Source organism: Cypionkella sp. (assembly GCF_034376685.1).
GTDB lineage: Bacteria > Pseudomonadota > Alphaproteobacteria > Rhodobacterales > Rhodobacteraceae > Cypionkella.
The window spans coordinates 1-16,834 of the sequence record NZ_JAXMJJ010000079.1 but is presented as its reverse complement, the minus strand read 5'-3'; the positions used below and the strand labels follow the sequence as shown (position 1 = coordinate 16,834).

Genomic DNA, 16,834 nt, shown 5'->3' with positions numbered 1-16,834 from the left:
GACCGCCGGGTGGGCGCTGCAACAGATGGCTTAGGCGCTTTCTGCCTCAACAAATCCCCCAGATATTCTGCGCGGGACAGCCCAAAGCGCCTGCCCGAGGGGGGTGATGAGCGATCAGAAATCCTCCAGTGGAGAATTTCCGCGAAGAACGCCCGGCCCGTGGCCGGGCCGGGAGGCAGGCGCTGCCCGGCGGCGCATTCGCGCCTTGATTCCGGGCGGGTGAGTTATTCTGAAATCTAGAAAAAGTCGGGCAGACCATCAAAAGCTAAGCATCTGAGGGTTGTTAGAGTTCGCCCGCAGTTTCGGGTTGGTCAGCGAATCTAACGGCTCGAAATTTGTCGACCTAAGTGCTTTTCGACCAAGGCGCGAAGACTTTCCAATCCACCGACTGCATCCTCAAGAGCTTTCCGCAGTTTCTGGTCATGGCCGGGGCGGTACTTTCCACCCTTGGTCTGTTCACCGCAGCCACACACGCATTGCAAGTCCGCCATTTTTTCCACCTCCAAGTTCTTGATAACTATTGATCGGTAAAAATGTCCACGCAATCGGAGTTGAGCGATTAACTGTGTCAGTCGGTCTTCGTGATTGCTAAACCACCGTCCGCCCCGTTCCTATATTTGCCTTTGGTCGCCTTAGCATTTCACATTGGCATAAATACTCCGGGGGTCGGGGGCTGGCCCCCAGTCCAACGTTTCAGTGGCGAAACCTTAACAAACCCTTACCACCACCCCCATAACCTATTGATTTCCCTGCATACCCAGAACGGTCCCAACTCGGGACCGTCCCAAACTCACAACCGGGCCATCCTCTCGATCAGCAAATCGAAGAATCCCTCAGCATCCACATCCCCCACGAAATAAGCATTCGGGGCGCGGTCCGTCACCCCCCACCAATCCGCGACGGTCATGCCCAAAGTCAGCTCGGATTGGGTTTCGATTTCCACATTGATATGCCGCCCCTTGAACAGATCGGGCCGGATCAGATAGGCCACCACGGTCGGATCATGCAGCGGCCCGCCATCCGAGCCGTATTTCTCCATATCGAAGCGCTCAAAGAAATCCGCCCATTCCGCCGAGACCCGGCCCACTTCGGTTCCCATCGCCCGGAACGCCTCCACCCGCGCCCGCGTGGTCAGCACTTTATGGGTCACATCCAGCGGCATCACTACCAAGGGCACGCCCGATTTGAACACGATCTCTGCGGCCTCAGGATCGACATAGATATTGAACTCCGCCGCCGGGGTGATGTTGCCGACCTCAAAGTAGGCACCCCCCATCAAGACGATCTGCTGCACCCGCGCCACCACATCCGGTGCCTGCAAGAACGCTTGGGCTACATTGGTCAGCGGCCCCAGCGGGCACAAAGTCACCGTCCCCGAAGCCTCGCGCCGCAGGGTTTCGATGATGAACTCCACGCCATGCTGGGCTTGCAGCGGCATCACCGGGTCTGGCAAGCTCGGGCCATCCAGCCCGGTCTTGCCATGCACATGCTCTGCCGTGACCAGCTTGCGTTTCAAGGGCCGATCACAGCCCGCGAACACCTTCACATCAGGCTTGCCCGCCAATTCGCAGATCATCCGACTGTTCTTCTGGGTCAGCGCCAGCGGCACGTTGCCCGCGACGGCAACGATGCCCAAGACCTCGATATCCTCGGGGCTGCCCAAGGCCAGCATGATCGCAAAAGCGTCGTCTTGGCCGGGATCGGTGTCGATGATGATTTTGCGGGGGTGATGCGCCATGATCTGCTCCTGTTTGCGGCAGAAAACGCCATTCGCTGCATCTTGTCCACATGGTCAAAAAAGAAAAGGGCGCCAAGGCGCCCAATTCCAACAGTTTTTCAGATCACGCTTGCTGATCAGTTGTCGAAGTCGACTTCCTCGATCAGTTTCAGCGCTGCGGGGCGCTGTGCTGCGACATCTGCCAAGGGCAGGCTGTCGGGTGTGAACTCACCCCAGCTTTTCACCAGCTCCGAGCGCTCCACACCGGGTTCCACCGGGAATTCGTAGTTGGTTTCGGCGTAGATCTTTTGCGCCTCATCCGACGACAGCCATTCCATCAGCTTCAGCGCCGCGTCATGGTTCGGCGCGGCTTTGGTCATCGCCACGCCCGAGATGTTCATATGGGTGCCGCCGGCTTCAAACACCGGGAACACGATACGGACCGCGTTCGCCCAATCTTTCTGCTCGGCGTCGGCCAGCATCTGACCCAAGTAATAGGTGTTGCCGATGCCGATATCGCATTCACCCGCCCAGATTGCCTTAACTTGATCGCGGTCGCCGCCATTGGGTTTGCGCGCAAGGTTGGCCTTCAGCCCCTCAAGCCAGGTCTTGGTAAACGCCGCGTCGTGATGCGCCAGCATCGCCCCGGTCAGCGCCACGTTGTAATCATTGGTGCCCGAGCGCATGCAAAGGCGGCCCTTCCACTTCGGATCCGCGAGGTCTTCATAGGTGGTGACTTCACCATCCTTCACCCGGTCGTTTGCGGCATAGACGATGCGTGAACGCGCGGTCAGGCCGAACCACTGCTTGCCCGGATCACGGAATTCTGCCGGGATGTTCTGTTCCAACACGGCGGACTCAACCGGCTGTGTCACCCCTGCATTCACCACTTCCATCAGGCGGGCGATGTCGACGGTGAGGATCAGATCGGCGGGCGAGCGATCACCTTCTGCCACCAGACGCTCGGCCATGCCCTTGTCAACAAAGGCGATGTTCACCGTGATGCCGGTTTCCTTGCTGAACGCGTCGATCAGCGGCTGGATCAGTTCGGGCTGGCGGTGCGAGTAGATGTTCACCTCTTCCGCCAAGGCGGGCAGGGCGGTGCTGGCCAGCGCCAGCGCGAACAGGGAAAAACGGAGCTTCATGGTTGAGTCCTTTGGTCAGGTATCTGGGCGCCCTTAAAGCCGAAGCACGGACATCGGTCAATACCTGAGTAAATAACTTTGGCTGCCTTGCGCCGCGGTTCACCCTGCCTTGGCGGCTTTCTCTGCGGCCTTGGCGCGGTTCCACAGCGCATCCATTTCCGCCAGATCGCTGTCAGCCGGAGCCTTTCCAGCCTCGGCCAGCCAATCCTCAATCTGGCCAAAACGGCGGCTGAATTTGGCATTGGCGGCACGCAAAGCGGCTTCGGGATCGACGTGCAGATGCCGCGCCAGATTGGCCATCACGAACAGCAAATCGCCAAATTCTTCCGTGACTTCGGCGTGGCTCAACTGATCGCGCGCTTCCACCAGCTCTGCCGCTTCTTCGGCGATCTTGGCCACCACCTCATCGGTGGAGGGCCAGTCAAACCCCACCCGTGCTGCGCGCTTTTGCAGCTTTACCGCGCGGGTCAGCCCCGGCAATCCCAGCGCCACACCATCCAGCACGCGGGCGTTTTGCACGCCGCGCTCGGCAGCCTTGATTTTCTCCCAATCCACTGTCTGCTGTTCGGGCGTTTTGTCGCGACTCTCATTGCCAAAGACATGCGGATGTCTGGCGACCATCTTGTCCGAGATTGCCTGCACCACATCCTGAAAGCCGAACAGCCCCTGATCCGTCGCCATCTGGGCGTGAAACACCACCTGCAACAGCAGATCGCCCAACTCTCCCGGCAACTCGTTCCAAGCTTGGCGTTCAATCGCGTCGGCGACCTCATGCGCCTCTTCGATCGCGTAGGGCACAATGCTGGCGAAATCCTGCGCGATGTCCCACGGGCAGCCCGAAACCGGGTCGCGCAGCCGCCGCATGATCTCCAGCAATCTGTCGATCCCGCCTGCAGGGTCACGCACAAGTTGATGGGGGGCGTCGTTAGAATGGGGGTGGGGCATTGCCGATCCCTTGCAGATAAGATTTGATCAAAGGCCAAAGCAAATCAGGAGTCCGCTATGCCCGTCCTCAATCGTATCGCCGCTTATGCCGAGGAAATGAAGGGCTGGCGCAGACATTTGCACGCGAATCCCGAACTGTCCTTCGATTGCTTCACCACCGCCGCTTACATCGTCGATCGTCTGAAAGAGATTGGCGTCGATGAAATTCACCCCGGAATCGCCAAGACCGGCATCGTCGCGATCATCAACGGCCAGGGCGAAGGCCCGACCATCGGCCTGCGCGCCGATATGGATGCGCTGCCGATTCAGGAAATCACCGGGGCGGAATATGCTTCGACGATTCCCGGCAAAATGCACGCCTGTGGCCATGACGGCCATGTGACGATGCTGCTCGGGGCGGCAAAATATCTGGCCGAAACCCGCCGCTTCAAAGGCCGCGTCGCGCTGATGTTCCAACCCGCCGAAGAAGATGGCGCGGGCGGGCGCGAGATGGTGAACGAAGGCGTGATGGACCGATTTGCGGTCGATCAGGTCTACGGCATTCACAATGCGCCAAATGTGCCGTTCGGGCATTTCCTGACCACGCCGGGGGCGCTGATGGCTTCGGTCGATACCGCCTATGTCTATCTGACGGGCAAGGGCGGGCATGGCGCGACACCGCATGAATGCGTCGATCCGATTGTGGCTTTGGTCGGGATGATCTCGGCAATCCAGACTATCATCCCGCGCAATGTCTATGCCTTGGATGAGGCGGTGTTGTCGGTGACGATGGTGAACTCTGGCACGGCATCCAACATCATCCCTGAAGAAGCGATGTTTGCAGCGACGATTCGCTGCTTCAAGCCCGAGGTCCGTGCACTGTTGAAAAAGCGTTTCTACGAAATCGTCGAAGGTCACGCGCAGGCTTACGGTGTGCAGGCGCGGATCGATTACGACTGGGGCTATCCCGCCACGATCAACCACGCCGACCAAGCTGCCTTTGCCGTGGAAGTGGCCAGCGAAATTGTCGGCGAAACTTCGGTCGATGGCAATTCGGTGCGCGAAATGGGGTCCGAGGATTTCTCCTACATGCTCGAGGCGCGCAAGGGTGCCTATCTGTTCATGGGCACCGGGCCGGGGGCGGGTTTGCACCACGCGGCTTACGATTTCAACGACGAGGCCGCGCCGATTGGGGCGTCGTTCTTCGCAAGACTGGTCGAACGGGCACAGCCTTTGGCATAGGGGCCAAGCGCGCCAAAGCTTTCGGCGATTTCCTGCAAAGAAAATTGGCGCGGCACACCGATGCCGCGCTAAACTGCTCCTATCGTTTGAAAAGGAGCCATTATGATCCGTCTTGCCTTTGCCCTGACCCTGCTGGCCGCGCCAGCCTTTGCCGATGATTACCTCGCCTTCCACTCGCCCTCTGGCAACATCCAATGTGCGATGATGACCGGCGACTACGCGCAGGTGCGCTGCGATATGTCATCGCTGACGCCGACCTACCGCAAAGCCCCTGCCAACTGCGAATTTGACTGGGGTAGCAGCTTTGCCGTCGATGCGGGCGGGCAGGGCTATCTCGCCTGCGTCTCCGATGCCGTCGCCGATCCGGGCGGGATCGAACTCGGCTACGGCAAGTCGATTTCGCTGGGGCCATTCACCTGCACCTCCGAGAAGTCGGGGATGGAATGCACCAACCTCGGCGGGCATGGTTTCAAGATCTCGAAGGCCAAGCAAAAGCTGTTCTGACGCTACAACTCTGATATAGCCAGAAAAAGCCGCGCCACGAAATTGTAAATGGTAACAAAATGACAAATTATGCGTCCGCCTCTGCCGCTTCAACTTTGACCGCAGCAGATGGCATTCGAGATGCCGCTCGGATCGCCGCTGAGCTTTCTGTAAATGGCAGCCAATATGCTGCGCTTCAATTTAGCGATGATGCCTATGGCCGGGCTGCCGCAGCCGAATTCCGACGGATATATGTGACCCAATATGGTCACACGATCACCATAGAACTGTTCGTGCCGCCCGGCCATGTGGGCTATGACGCAACGGCCGTTTTGGCGACTATGGCCGCTAGGGGCGGTGATGCGACAGTGTTTTTGACCAGCGATGTGGCTTTCGGCAAGGCTGTCGTGATGGAAGATCACTATGCCGGCGCATTTTCACAGGTTTGGCTGGCGCCGCAGCTTTATGATCTGTCCTTGTTGAATTTCTTGCCCGACGCAGGTGGAGGAAACCCACCGCGCGGCGCGATCCACGGCACGCAGCTGCTGGATTTGGCTTTTGGTCCTCAGGGCCAGACTCGCAGCTATGTGTTTGATAAAGCGGGCGCACATTTCGGGCAAGTTGTTGATCTGAATGGTGCCGCGAAGTATCAGTATCTTGAGGGCGACGCAGCTTCGCAGCTGCTGAGTGCGCCCGGTGGGGCAATTATCATCAAGGCAGGGGATGGCGCGGATACTGTGCGCGGCAGCGGTGTCGGCGACTATCTTTCGGGTGACAGCGGCAACGATCTGGTCTCGGGTGGGCTTGGCAATGATACTCTGCTGGGGGATTCGGGAAACGATAAGCTTGAGGGCGGCTTTGGCAGCGATCAGCTTTACGGTGGCACTGGCCATGATGTTATTTTCGGCGGCGCGACGGGTGACTTTCTCTATGGCCAGGAGGGCGATGATCGCCTGATCGGTGAAGGTGGCAATGATCGCCTGAGTGGCGGCGCGGGCTCGGATGTGCTGCGCGGTGCTTTGGGGGCAGATCGCTTTGTGTTCTCAAAAGGGTTTGGCAAGGATTGGGTCGCGGATTTCACCACCTCTGACGCGGATCGCTTGATGTTGTCGCAGACGCTTTGGGCCGAAACCCTGACTGCAAGCCAAGTCGTCAGCCGCTACGCGCATGTGGTCGCAGGCAATGTCGCATTGGATTTTGGCAACGGTGACGTTTTCATTCTGGTTGGCATGACATCAACGGCAGGGCTTGCTGGCTGGATCGATATCTTGTGAGTGTCGCGGGAAATCCGCTGACAGCGCGGAAACATCCGTAGCTGAATATTTTGATCAAAAATCCTCTGGTGTTTTTATGCGCTTTGGCTATCTTGGCCAAATCATATTGACTGGAGATTCAAAATGAACGCCCCCGCAAGCCTGCCCAACACATCCGCCTTCGAGATGGACCGCGCCCATGTCCTGCATCCTTGGGCGAACTTTGGGCCGTTTGAAAAGGCGGGCTCGTTGGTGATCGCGCGCGGGCAGGGCGCGAAGCTGTGGGATGAACAGGGCCGCGAGTATTTCGACGCTGTGGGCGGCATGTGGTGCACCAACATCGGGCTTGGGCGGCGCGAAATGGCGGATGCGATTGCGGAACAGGCCGAACGTCTCGCCTTCGCCAACCATTTTGTCGATATGACCAACGATCCCGCCGCCCGTCTGGCGGCCAAACTGGCCGAACTCGCGCCGGGTGATCTGAACCGGGTGCATTTCACCACCGGCGGCTCTACCGCCGTCGATACGGCAGTGCGGGTGGTCAGCTACTACCACCATTCCCGTGGCAACCCGGATAAGACCGACATCGTGGCGCGGGAAAACTCTTACCACGGTTCGACGTATCTCACTCAATCGGTGGGCAAACGCAACGGCGACCGCATTGAAGAATTCCGCTATAAGACCGAGGGCATCCACCATCTGTCCTGCCCAAACCCCTACCGCCGCCCGGATTGGCAGACCGAGGCGCAGTTCTGCGATGATCTGATTGCCGAATTCGAAGCCCTGATCGCCAAAGTCGGCGCTGACCGCATCGGCGGCTTCATTGCAGAACCGATCCAAGCCTCGGGCGGCATCATCATCCCGCCGCAAGGCTATCTCAAACGCATGTGGGAGATCTGCAAACGCCACGACATCCTGTTCATCGCAGATGAGGTGGTCACCGCCTTTGGCCGCATCGGCCACTGGTTTGCCAGCGAAGATGCCTTCGGGGTGCAACCCGACATGATCACCACCGCCAAAGGCCTGACTTCGGGCTACCTGCCATTGGGTGCCTTGATCCTGTCCGACCGGATCTGGGCCGCAATGGCGACAGGCGGCCACCGCTGGTTCACCACCGGGCTGACCTATTCCGGCCATCCGGTCAGCTGTGCTTGCGCGTTGAAAAACATCGAAATTCTGGACCGTGAAGACCTGCTCGCCAATGCCGCCAAAGTTGGTGCCTATTTCAATACCCGGCTGAAGGCGCTCGAATCCTTGCCCTTGGTTGGCAACGTGCGCGGGCAGGGTCTGATGCTTTGCGTTGAAAACGTAGCCAACAAGGCCACCAAAGCCTTGCTGCCCGACGAGGTCAACGAGAGCAAACGCATCTCGGATGTGGCGGAATCCCTTGGCTTGCTGGTGCGGCCCATCGGCCATCTGAACGTGATGTCACCGCCCTTGATCATCACCGAAGCCGAGGTGGATTTCGTGGTCGATACGCTGGAAACCGCGATCCGCCGGGTCAGTGATGATCTGGTGCGCGAAGGCCATCGTTTGGGCTAAACCGCCGCCGAAGCAGCGCTCCGCGCGGGAGTATTTCAGAAAGAGCAAATTCATCTGTTCTTAAATACCCCCGCCGGAGGCTCCGCCCCAAGCACCAATCGCGCCCGCAGCAGGCTTGACAACCCCGTGCGCCTGCCGTCCTTTGAACCACCCGGATCCGCGCGTCTCCGGCCCCAGCCTTGCAAGGCTCAAAGGACAAAGACGCAAGCGCTTGTACGCTGAGTAAATCATGGCCCTAGAAGACGCCAAAACCGAAATCGACACCGCATTCACCCGCACCACGCAGCGCGGCTATGCCTTTGAGAATGCGTTCTCGGGGGCTACCTCTTTCCTGCGCCGCACCTACACCAAAGACCTGACCGGGGTGGATCTTGCCATCACCGGGGTGGCGTTTGATCAAGCCGTCACCCACCGCACCGGCACCCGTTTTGGCCCGCGTGCGATCCGTGAGGCGTCAAGCCTGCAACCGTATGATCCGCCCTACGGTTGGCCAACCAATCCTTTGGCCGAGATGAACATCATCGACTACGGCGATTGCGCGTTTGACTATGCCAAAACCTCGGATTTTCCCGAAACGCTGACCGCGCATATCCGCAAAATTCTGGCAGCGGGCGCTGGCACGATCACGCTCGGCGGCGATCACTACATCACCTTGCCAATCCTGCGCGCCTATGCCGAGAAATTCGGGCCGCTGTCAGTGATCCATTTCGACGCGCATTCCGATCTCTGGCCTGATGACGACATGACCCGCATCGACCACGGCACCATGATGTATAAGGCCGTGAAGCAGGGCTATGTCGACCCGCAGCGTTCCGTGCAGATCGGCATCCGCACCACCACCGAGGACTATCTTGGCTTCAACGTGATTGACGCGCGCTCGGTGCATGAAAACGGCACCGCGGCGACGGTGGCCAAGATCAAAGACATTGTCGACGATCACCAAACCTATCTGACCTTTGACATCGACGCGCTTGACCCCTCGGTTGCCCCCGGCACCGGCACGCCGGTCTGGGGCGGGCTACATTCCTGGCAAGCCGCCGCGATGTTGCGTGACCTTGCCGGTATCAACATGGTCGGCGGTGATATTGTCGAGGTTTCGCCGCCCTATGACACCACCGGCGCCACCGCCATTGCTGGCGCGCATGTCGGCTACGAATTGATCTGTCTTTATCATTGGGCGAAAACACAAAGATGAGCAAAACCATGACCCTCGCCGTTCTGATCCTGATCGTTGCGGCGGGGGGCATGGCCTATATTCGCCTCGCCCCAACCAACCCTGCGCAGTGGCATGTGCCGCTGGAGCCGCGCCCGCAAGAGATGGCGACCCCCAGCCCGGACAAAGTAACGGCCCTGCCGACCGGGGCCTATGCCGATCTGACAGCAGCGCCCGATCAGACGCAGGCGGTGCTGGCCCAACTTGATGGCATCGCCTTGGCCAGCCCGCGCACCCGTCGCGTTGCGGGCAGTGCCGAGACGGGCCGGATCACTTGGGTAAGTCGCTCGGTGTTCTGGGGCTTTCCCGATTTCACCACCGCCGAGGCCACGCCGCAGGGGGTGACGCTTTACGCCCGCCAGCGCTTTGGCAAAGGCGATTGGGGGGTGAATGCGGCGCGAATCTCTGGCTGGATCGCGGCGCTTGGCCCGCGCTGACGCCAGCCTTTTTTGCAAACTGCCTATATTTTAATCGCCTCGGTCGCGCATGATGCGCCGCAGATACCGTCATTTTTGCCGCTTCCGACAAATCTTTGCCAAAGCGAGGGAACCGGGCGGCGGATTGTTGCCAACGAATATTTCAGTTCGTTGATCTTTGTCACGAACCAGTGAATGTCCGCCGGGTCGGGCTGGTGAACTTGGGTTTTAACCAAGGGCCGGTCGACCAGAGCAAACAAAAAGACTTGGGACATGACATGGCTGTAAACTTCCGCGAACTGGCAGCACTGCCACGATTGGCCGCCTTGTGCAGCATCTTGGCGCTCACCGCCGCCTGTGTGCCGGCCAACACGGAAGTCACGATGCTCTCCTCGCGCCCCGATTTGATCCAGCCGGGGCTGAACCCGAATTTCGTCGCGAAAGCGGTCGGCAATGCCAAGGCCAAGCGCGCCAAGGGCCAGAAGGTCTGGTGCGTGCCATTTGCCCGCGATGCGAGTGGCGTTGAGATCAAGGGCAACGCGGGCACTTGGTGGGATCAGGCCAAGGGCAAATTCGCCCGTGGTCACGCGCCGGTTGAGGGCGCGGTGATGGCATTCTCGTCGACCCGCAAACTGCCGAAGGGCCATGTCGCGGTTGTTTCGGAAGTGGTGTCGGAGCGCGAGATCCTGATTGATCACGCCAACTGGAAGCCCAGCCAGATTTCGCTGGGTATGACTGTGGTGGATGTGTCGACCAAGAACGACTGGTCGGTGGTCCGGGTCGCCAGCCAAGGCGACACTTTGGGCCGTCCCTATCAGATTGACGGCTTTATCTGGCAAGCTCCGGCCAAGAAGTAAGCCTGCGGGCCTGAGTGGCCTCTTGACCGCACCCACCGGATTGGCCAAACCGCCAGCATGGTTCCGTTAGAAAAACTCGCCCAGATCACCCAGCGCTTCGAGTTTCTCGAAGCCAAGCTGAACGCTGGTGCCTCGCCCGCCGAGATCGCGACCTTGTCGCGCGAATATTCCGATCTGAAGCCGGTGGCGGATGAGATCATCGCCTATCGCCGCGCCTTGGATGATCTGGCCGAGGCCGAGATCATGCTGGCCGACCCGGAAATGCGCAGCCTTGCGGAAGATGAACTGCCGGTGCTGAAAGCCCGCATCCCCGAGATGGAAGCCCGGCTGCAAATCGCCTTGCTGCCGAAAGACGCCGCCGACGCCCGCCCGGCAATTCTGGAAATTCGCCCCGGCACAGGTGGCGACGAAGCCGCATTGTTCGCCGCAGACCTGCTGCGGATGTATCAGCGCTATGCCGAAAAGATGGGCTGGACGTTTGAGGTGCTGGAACAACAAGACAGCGAACTCGGCGGCATCAAGGATGTGCAGGTGCATATCGCGGGCGAGGGCGTCTTCGCCAAACTGAAATTCGAATCCGGCGTGCATCGCGTGCAGCGCGTGCCGGAAACCGAAGCGCAGGGCAGGGTGCATACCTCTGCCGCCACTGTCGCCGTGCTGCCCGAGGCCGAGGAAGTTGATCTGGTGATCCCGGCGTCCGACATTCGCATCGACACCATGCGAGCCTCGGGGGCAGGCGGCCAGCACGTCAACACCACCGACTCAGCGGTGCGGATCACCCATATTCCGACGGGCATGATTGTGGTCTCGGCGCAGAAATCGCAGCACCGCAACAAAGAGATCGCCATGCAGGTGCTGCGCGCCCGGCTGTTCGATCTGGAACGCGCCCGCGTCGATGACGCCCGCGCGGCGGAACGAAAGTCTCAGGTCGGTTCCGGTGACCGCTCGGAACGCATCCGCACCTACAACTTCCCGCAAGGCCGGATGACCGACCACCGCATCAACCTGACGCTGTATTCCTTGGGCCAGATCATGCAGGGCGATCTGGGCGAGGTGGTGGACGCGCTGGTTGCCCACGACCAGGCCGCAAAACTGTCCGAGATGGAAGGATGAAAGCGCAAGACGCTCTGCGCGCCGCCATCCCGCAACTGACCGCCGCAGGCATCGACAACGCCCCCCGCGACGCCCGCCTGCTGCTCGCCCATGTGATGGGCATAGCCGCTGATCGGCTGACCCTGCACCTGCCCGACAGCCTCAGCCCCCCCGCGCAAGCCGCCTACGCCGCCGCCATCACCGCCCGCAGCAACCGCCAACCCGTCTCGCAAATCACCGGCCAGCGCCAATTCTGGGGCCGCAGTTTCAAAGTCACCCAAGACACCCTCGACCCGCGCCCGGAAACCGAAATTCTGGTGGCCGAGGCCCTGTCCCTTCCGTTCCTTAAAATGCTCGACCTCGGCACCGGCACCGGCTGTATCCTGCTGTCCTGCCTTGCCGATATGCCGATGGCCAGCGGCACAGGCTCTGACCTATCCGCAAAGGCCCTCGACGTGGCGCAAGAAAACGCCACCACCCTGAACCTCTCCGCCCGCGCCAAATTCATCCAATCCGACTGGTGCGCCAATATCCAAGGCCGTTTCGATCTGATCACCTGCAACCCGCCCTATATCGCCGCCGATGAGATGCCCCACCTGTCGCCGGATGTGCTGCACTGGGAGCCCCACGCCGCCCTGACCCCCGGCGGTGATGGCCTTGATGCTTACCGCAAAATCGCCACCCAAGCTCCCGCCCGCCTGATGGCCCAAGGCCGCCTGCTGTTAGAAATCGGCCCGACCCAAAGCGCCGCCGTCACCGCCTTGCTACAAGCCCAAGGCCTGATCAACCTGCGCACCTTGGCTGACCTCGATGGCCGCGACCGCGTTGTCTGCGCCGAAAAGCCGCAGGACCCCGGACGTTGCGGCAATCTCTAGCCGTTTTCGCGCCAAACCCGTAAAATCTGCTTGTCAGAACGTCCCCCCTGTGATTATTCAATCCCACGCGACATTCGGTGCAATTCGGCACTGACCCGCGCAAACCCGGTCATTGCTGCCATGCCCCACGGGGCAGACGATCCCGAAAGGATCAGGTGCATATTCCCGGACAATCTGGATCAAAGGACAAGATGCGCTCTTCCAAGTCCCGTTCGCGTTCAAAGACGAACCGCCCGCGCACCCTCGGCAATATCATCAACCGCGTCTTCGACAGCTCCGGCCCCGAAGGCAAAGTGCGCGGCACGCCGCAACAGATCATCGAGAAATATCAGATGCTGGCGGGCGACGCCCAGCGGTCAAACGATCGTGTGGCCGCTGAAAACTTCAGCCAACACGCCGAGCATTACACCCGCATGCTGGCCGAAGCCACGCGTGAGATGGCAGCCGAACAGGAAAGCCGCCAGCAATTTCAAGGCGGCCAGAACAATCAAAACGGCCAGAACAATCAAAACGGCCAAAATAACCAGAACAACCAGTCAGGCGGCCAAAGCGGCAACCGGGATCGTCAGGATTACCGCAATGAGCGCGGCGATTACCGCCCCGAGCGCAACGAGTCCGGCGAAGCGGATCAGCCCTATACCGGCGGTTTCAGCGTGGTGGATGAAGACGAACACACGCTGGTCGATCTGCCCGAGGTCAGCCGTCAGCAACCGCGCCAAGACAATTACCGCCGCGACAACCAGCAGCGCGACAACAACCAACAGCGGGACTATCAGCCGCGTGACAACCAGCAGCGCGACAACAATCAACAACGTGACACTCAGCAGCAGCGGGATAACAACCAGCCGCGCGCCGAGCAGCCGCGCCGCCAAGACAACAACCGTCAAGACAATCGCCAGCGCGATGACAAAAACCGCGAGCAACGCGCGCCGCGCAACGATCAGTCGCGCAATGACCAGCCGCGCAACGATCAACCGCGTGCCGAGCAACAGCGCAACGACCAGCCGCGTGCTGAGCAGCCGCGCAACGATGCACCACGTTCCGAGGCGCCGCGTTTCGTAACCACACGCGAAGAAGCTTCAGCCGAAGCGCCCCGTGTCGAGCTCACCCGTGTCGAAGCGCCGCGCGTCGAAACCCCGCGTGTCGAGACACCCCGCGTCGAAACCCCGCGCACCGAAGCGCCGCGCTTCGAATCCCCGGCAGCCCTCGTCGCACAGGTCGAACAAGCCGCCGCTGCGGCTCCGGTGAAAACCCGTGCGCCGCGTGCGCCGAAAGCCGCGCCCGAGACTTTGCCCGGACTGGAAGCCGCACCGAAACCCACCCGCGCGCCCCGGCAGAAAAAGCCGGCCGCTGTGGAAGGCACCCCGGATAAAACCGAATCTGCCGAGTAAAGCCCGGTAAATGACCACCAAAAAGCCCGCCAAGCGCGGGCTTTTTGCGTTTCAAGGCTTGCAGGAAAGCGTCAGCCTGCCGCCACAATCCGCGCTAAGGCACAAAACCGCTCCAATTCAATCTCCTCGGCCCGCGCGGTGGGCGGTATCCCCGCCGCCTCCAGCTGGGCCTCAATCGTGGGCCCCATGCCCTTCAAGCTGGAGCGCAACATCTTGCGGCGCTGCCCAAAGGCCATCGTGGTGATCCGGTTCAGCACTGCCTCATCGGCGGGAAAGCGCGGCTCTTCCAACCGGGTCAGATGCACCACCGCCGAATGTACTTTCGGCGCGGGGGTAAACGCTTCGGGTGGCAAATGCATGACGATCTTGGCATCGCAACGCCAGCCCACCAACAGCGCCAAACGGCCGTAGTGATCGCTGCGCGGCTTGGCGACGATGCGCTCGGCCACCTCTTTCTGAAACATCAGCGTCAGGCTTTGCCAGAATGGTGGCCAGACCTTGGGCGTTAGCCAGCGGATCAGCAACTCGGTGCCGACGTTATACGGCAAGTTCGCCACCACCCGCACTGGCGCATGCAGATGCCCCAGCACGTCAATCTCCATCGCATCGGCGTTGATAATCTGCAAGCGCCCCGGATAGACCGCGCCAATCTCCTGCAGCGCGGGCACACAGCGCGGATCTTTCTCGACCGCGAGCACCCGCCGTGCGCCCTCTACCAACAGCCCGCGCGTCAGCCCACCGGGGCCGGGACCAACCTCCAGCACATCGCAAGCCGACAGATCTCCTGCCAGCCGCGCGATCTTGGCGGTCAGGTTCAGATCAAGCAGAAAGTTCTGCCCCAGCTGCTTTTTCGCCACCAGATCATGCGCCTTGATCACCTCACGCAGAGGCGGCAACCCGTCAATCGTGCCCATTTCTCATCCTCTGTGCTCAAATATCCCACTGGGGTCTGGGGGTGTGAAACCCCCAGCCTTCACCCCAATCGCGCCGCCGCCATCTGATGCGCCATCCGCAGCGAAGCAATCAGACTGTCCGGACGTGCCAAACCCTTGCCCGCAATATCATAAGCCGTGCCATGATCCGGCGAGGTCCGCACAAACGGCAGCCCCAAAGTCACATTCACCCCACCATCGAAATCCAGCGTCTTGATCGGGATCAGCGCCTGATCATGATACATGCAGATCGCCGCATCATAGCTTTCGCGTACGCGGGGGTGGAACATCGTGTCAGCCGAGGATGGCCCGCGCAGATCAAAACCTTCGGCGCGCAGCCGCTCCAGCACCGGGGTGATCAGAGTGATCTCCTCATGCCCCATCGCCCCACCTTCACCCGCATGCGGGTTCAGCCCTGCCACCGCCAGCCGCGGCCGCGCCAGCCCGAAATCCCGCCGCAACCCCGCGTCGGTGATGCGAATGGTCTCTTCCAGCAGCTCCGCCGTCAAAGCCGCAGGCACATCCGCAAGCGCGATGTGAATCGTCACCGGCACCACCCGCAGCAGCGGCGAGGCCAGCATCATCGCCACCCGGTCAACTCCCGCCAGATGCGCCAGAAACTCGGTATGGCCGGGAAAGGCAAAACCTGCACCATCCTTCAGCGCCTTCTTGTGGATCGGGGCCGTGCACACTGCCGAAGCCTCGCCCATCTGCACCAAAGCCACAGCGCGCTCAATCACCGCAATCACCCCTGCCGCATTTTCCGGCGCGGGTTGGCCGGGCAGGGCGGGGCTGGCAAAGCGGTGCGGCAGAACTGGCAGCAGATGCGCGGGCACCAAGGCCACCTCAACAGGCGAGCCAATTTCCTGAAACGCCTGCGAGCCCAAATGCCGTGGATCGCCGATCCAGAAGAATGGCACTTCTGTGCCCAAAGCCAGCCGCGCCGCCAGCGCCAATTCTGGGCCAACCCCGGAAGGGTCGCCGCAGGTCAGCGCGACCGGCCGGTTCATGGCGTGCGGATCATCGCTTCAGAGCGCAACTCTTCCAGATAAATGTCCGCCTGCGCGCCCAAAACCTGATTGGTCAGTTGCACCCTGACCTCATCCCGGCTGGGCAACTCGGTTTCCGGCGGGCCACGACGGCACAGCATCAGGAACACCCGCCAGCCGCCCCGCGTGATCGCGGTCGAGGATTCGCCGGCATCCAGCAAGGACAAAGCCCCCGCCACATCGCTGGGCAACTGGGCTTGCGGCAGGGTCTGGCGGGTCAATCGATCCGCCGGAAGTCCCTTGGCCACCGCATAGAGATCGTTGCAGGTGTCAACCTTGGCGCGCACTTTGGCCGCCGACGCCCCATCATCCGGCACCAGAAACGCGGCGTAATCCACCATGATCGCACCCGAGGGCTGCGTCATTTCCTGCTTTTGTTCCTGCAGCTGATAAATCACCACCGTGTCGTCCAGCACCACCGGCGCCGAAACCTGACCCGGTGCCAGACCGCGCACCACTTTCGCGGCATCCGGCTTCAACTCGGTCAGCAGCATCCAATCCAGAGCGCCGCCGCGCCCGGCCGAGGCCGCACTGGAATTCTGCCGCGCCAGACCTGCAAAATCCGCGCCGCCGCGCAACTGCAGGCGCAGCTTGTCTGCCCGCTGCAACGCCGCATCGCGCCCAGCCCCAACCGCCGGGATCACGATCTCGGAAAGCTTGACCTGCAGCGCCGCCATCGGCCTGCCATTCGCCAAAGCCCGGT

The 16,834-nt window shown here is 60.9% G+C and carries 16 protein-coding genes and 1 pseudogene; 10 read left to right on the top strand and 7 right to left on the bottom strand.

Annotation, left to right across the window (positions count from 1 at the left end; genetic code table 11):
* Nucleotides 1-790 precede the first annotated feature (790 nt).
* The 3 genes from U1A24_RS15050 to mazG all read right to left on the bottom strand — a co-directional run bounded on the left by U1A24_RS15050 (nt 791) and on the right by mazG (nt 3,807).
* Nucleotides 791-1,738: a nucleoside hydrolase gene (locus tag U1A24_RS15050; protein WP_322322794.1), complete on the bottom strand. Its 948-nt coding sequence runs from the start codon at nt 1,736-1,738 to the stop codon at nt 791-793.
* 116 nt (nt 1,739-1,854) lie between these two features.
* Nucleotides 1,855-2,862, bottom strand: coding sequence for a Fe(3+) ABC transporter substrate-binding protein (locus U1A24_RS15045; RefSeq protein ID WP_322322793.1), 1,008 nt, complete (start codon nt 2,860-2,862; stop codon nt 1,855-1,857).
* A gap of 99 nt (nt 2,863-2,961) precedes the next feature.
* Nucleotides 2,962-3,807, bottom strand: coding sequence for a nucleoside triphosphate pyrophosphohydrolase (gene mazG, locus U1A24_RS15040; RefSeq protein ID WP_322322792.1), 846 nt, complete (start codon nt 3,805-3,807; stop codon nt 2,962-2,964).
* A 57-nt stretch (nt 3,808-3,864) separates the two neighbouring features.
* Between mazG and U1A24_RS15035 the strand changes: the two genes are divergently transcribed.
* From U1A24_RS15035 to U1A24_RS15010, 6 genes are all read left to right on the top strand, one after another.
* Nucleotides 3,865-5,028 (top strand): M20 aminoacylase family protein, encoded by a 1,164-nt coding sequence (locus U1A24_RS15035; RefSeq protein WP_322322791.1) that lies wholly within the window; start codon nt 3,865-3,867, stop codon nt 5,026-5,028.
* Nucleotides 5,029-5,130: 102 nt separating this feature from the next.
* Entirely contained in the window at nt 5,131-5,532 is a 402-nt protein-coding gene (locus U1A24_RS15030; protein ID WP_322322790.1) for a DUF6636 domain-containing protein, read from the top strand.
* A 59-nt stretch (nt 5,533-5,591) separates the two neighbouring features.
* Complete coding sequence (locus tag U1A24_RS15025) at nt 5,592-6,785, top strand: calcium-binding protein (RefSeq protein ID WP_322322789.1); 1,194 nt, start codon at nt 5,592-5,594, stop codon at nt 6,783-6,785.
* Nucleotides 6,786-6,908: 123 nt separating this feature from the next.
* Nucleotides 6,909-8,306 (top strand): aminotransferase, encoded by a 1,398-nt coding sequence (locus tag U1A24_RS15020; RefSeq protein ID WP_322322788.1) that lies wholly within the window; start codon nt 6,909-6,911, stop codon nt 8,304-8,306.
* 229 nt (nt 8,307-8,535) lie between these two features.
* Nucleotides 8,536-9,501 (top strand): agmatinase, encoded by a 966-nt coding sequence (speB, locus tag U1A24_RS15015; protein WP_322322787.1) that lies wholly within the window; start codon nt 8,536-8,538, stop codon nt 9,499-9,501.
* Nucleotides 9,498-9,956 (top strand): DUF1499 domain-containing protein, encoded by a 459-nt coding sequence (locus U1A24_RS15010; protein ID WP_322322786.1) that lies wholly within the window; start codon nt 9,498-9,500, stop codon nt 9,954-9,956. Before speB ends, U1A24_RS15010 begins: the two co-directional genes overlap by 4 nt.
* 23 nt (nt 9,957-9,979) lie before the next feature.
* Here U1A24_RS15010 and U1A24_RS15005 read toward each other — a convergent pair whose 3' ends face one another.
* A complete protein-coding gene (locus tag U1A24_RS15005) occupies nt 9,980-10,210 on the bottom strand; it encodes a hypothetical protein (RefSeq protein ID WP_322322785.1) in 231 nt (76 codons plus the stop codon).
* A 3-nt stretch (nt 10,211-10,213) separates the two neighbouring features.
* Between U1A24_RS15005 and U1A24_RS15000 the strand changes: the two genes are divergently transcribed.
* The 4 genes and pseudogenes from U1A24_RS15000 to U1A24_RS14985 form a co-directional block, all read left to right on the top strand.
* Nucleotides 10,214-10,792, top strand: a complete 579-nt coding sequence (locus tag U1A24_RS15000; RefSeq protein WP_322322784.1) for a CHAP domain-containing protein — start codon at nt 10,214-10,216, stop codon at nt 10,790-10,792.
* A gap of 57 nt (nt 10,793-10,849) precedes the next feature.
* A complete protein-coding gene (prfA, locus tag U1A24_RS14995) occupies nt 10,850-11,905 on the top strand; it encodes a peptide chain release factor 1 (RefSeq protein ID WP_322322783.1) in 1,056 nt (351 codons plus the stop codon).
* Nucleotides 11,902-12,759: a peptide chain release factor N(5)-glutamine methyltransferase gene (prmC, locus tag U1A24_RS14990; RefSeq protein WP_322322782.1), complete on the top strand. Its 858-nt coding sequence runs from the start codon at nt 11,902-11,904 to the stop codon at nt 12,757-12,759. Before prfA ends, prmC begins: the two co-directional genes overlap by 4 nt.
* Nucleotides 12,760-12,950: 191 nt before the next feature.
* Nucleotides 12,951-13,197, top strand: a pseudogene (locus tag U1A24_RS14985) (DUF4167 domain-containing protein); the annotation flags it as partial.
* A gap of 1,024 nt (nt 13,198-14,221) precedes the next feature.
* Here U1A24_RS14985 and rsmA read toward each other — a convergent pair.
* The 3 genes from rsmA to U1A24_RS14970 all read right to left on the bottom strand — a co-directional run.
* The gene (gene rsmA / locus U1A24_RS14980; protein WP_322322781.1) at nt 14,222-15,064 is read right to left on the bottom strand and encodes a 16S rRNA (adenine(1518)-N(6)/adenine(1519)-N(6))-dimethyltransferase RsmA; all 843 of its coding nucleotides are present in this window, start codon (nt 15,062-15,064) and stop codon (nt 14,222-14,224) included.
* Between the two features lie 59 nt (nt 15,065-15,123).
* A complete protein-coding gene (pdxA, locus tag U1A24_RS14975; protein WP_322322780.1) occupies nt 15,124-16,092 on the bottom strand; it encodes a 4-hydroxythreonine-4-phosphate dehydrogenase PdxA in 969 nt (322 codons plus the stop codon).
* Nucleotides 16,089-16,834 (bottom strand): peptidylprolyl isomerase (locus U1A24_RS14970; protein WP_322322779.1); only part of this gene is annotated, 746 nt, incomplete at its 5' end. The genes U1A24_RS14970 and pdxA, both read right to left, overlap by 4 nt.

What these genes read in the sequence shown, in the direction of transcription:
- U1A24_RS15050 (WP_322322794.1), bottom strand. Translation starts at nt 1,738, where the DNA reads ATGGCGCATCACCCCCGCAAAATCATCATCGACACCGATCCCGGCCAA.
- U1A24_RS15045 (WP_322322793.1), bottom strand. Translation starts at nt 2,862, where the DNA reads ATGAAGCTCCGTTTTTCCCTGTTCGCGCTGGCGCTGGCCAGCACCGCC.
- mazG (WP_322322792.1), bottom strand. Translation starts at nt 3,807, where the DNA reads ATGCCCCACCCCCATTCTAACGACGCCCCCCATCAACTTGTGCGTGAC.
- U1A24_RS15035 (WP_322322791.1), top strand. Translation starts at nt 3,865, where the DNA reads ATGCCCGTCCTCAATCGTATCGCCGCTTATGCCGAGGAAATGAAGGGC.
- U1A24_RS15030 (WP_322322790.1), top strand. Translation starts at nt 5,131, where the DNA reads ATGATCCGTCTTGCCTTTGCCCTGACCCTGCTGGCCGCGCCAGCCTTT.
- U1A24_RS15025 (WP_322322789.1), top strand. Translation starts at nt 5,592, where the DNA reads ATGACAAATTATGCGTCCGCCTCTGCCGCTTCAACTTTGACCGCAGCA.
- U1A24_RS15020 (WP_322322788.1), top strand. Translation starts at nt 6,909, where the DNA reads ATGAACGCCCCCGCAAGCCTGCCCAACACATCCGCCTTCGAGATGGAC.
- speB (WP_322322787.1), top strand. Translation starts at nt 8,536, where the DNA reads ATGGCCCTAGAAGACGCCAAAACCGAAATCGACACCGCATTCACCCGC.
- U1A24_RS15010 (WP_322322786.1), top strand. Translation starts at nt 9,498, where the DNA reads ATGAGCAAAACCATGACCCTCGCCGTTCTGATCCTGATCGTTGCGGCG.
- U1A24_RS15005 (WP_322322785.1), bottom strand. Translation starts at nt 10,210, where the DNA reads ATGTCCCAAGTCTTTTTGTTTGCTCTGGTCGACCGGCCCTTGGTTAAA.
- U1A24_RS15000 (WP_322322784.1), top strand. Translation starts at nt 10,214, where the DNA reads ATGGCTGTAAACTTCCGCGAACTGGCAGCACTGCCACGATTGGCCGCC.
- prfA (WP_322322783.1), top strand. Translation starts at nt 10,850, where the DNA reads ATGGTTCCGTTAGAAAAACTCGCCCAGATCACCCAGCGCTTCGAGTTT.
- prmC (WP_322322782.1), top strand. Translation starts at nt 11,902, where the DNA reads ATGAAAGCGCAAGACGCTCTGCGCGCCGCCATCCCGCAACTGACCGCC.
- rsmA (WP_322322781.1), bottom strand. Translation starts at nt 15,064, where the DNA reads ATGGGCACGATTGACGGGTTGCCGCCTCTGCGTGAGGTGATCAAGGCG.
- pdxA (WP_322322780.1), bottom strand. Translation starts at nt 16,092, where the DNA reads ATGAACCGGCCGGTCGCGCTGACCTGCGGCGACCCTTCCGGGGTTGGC.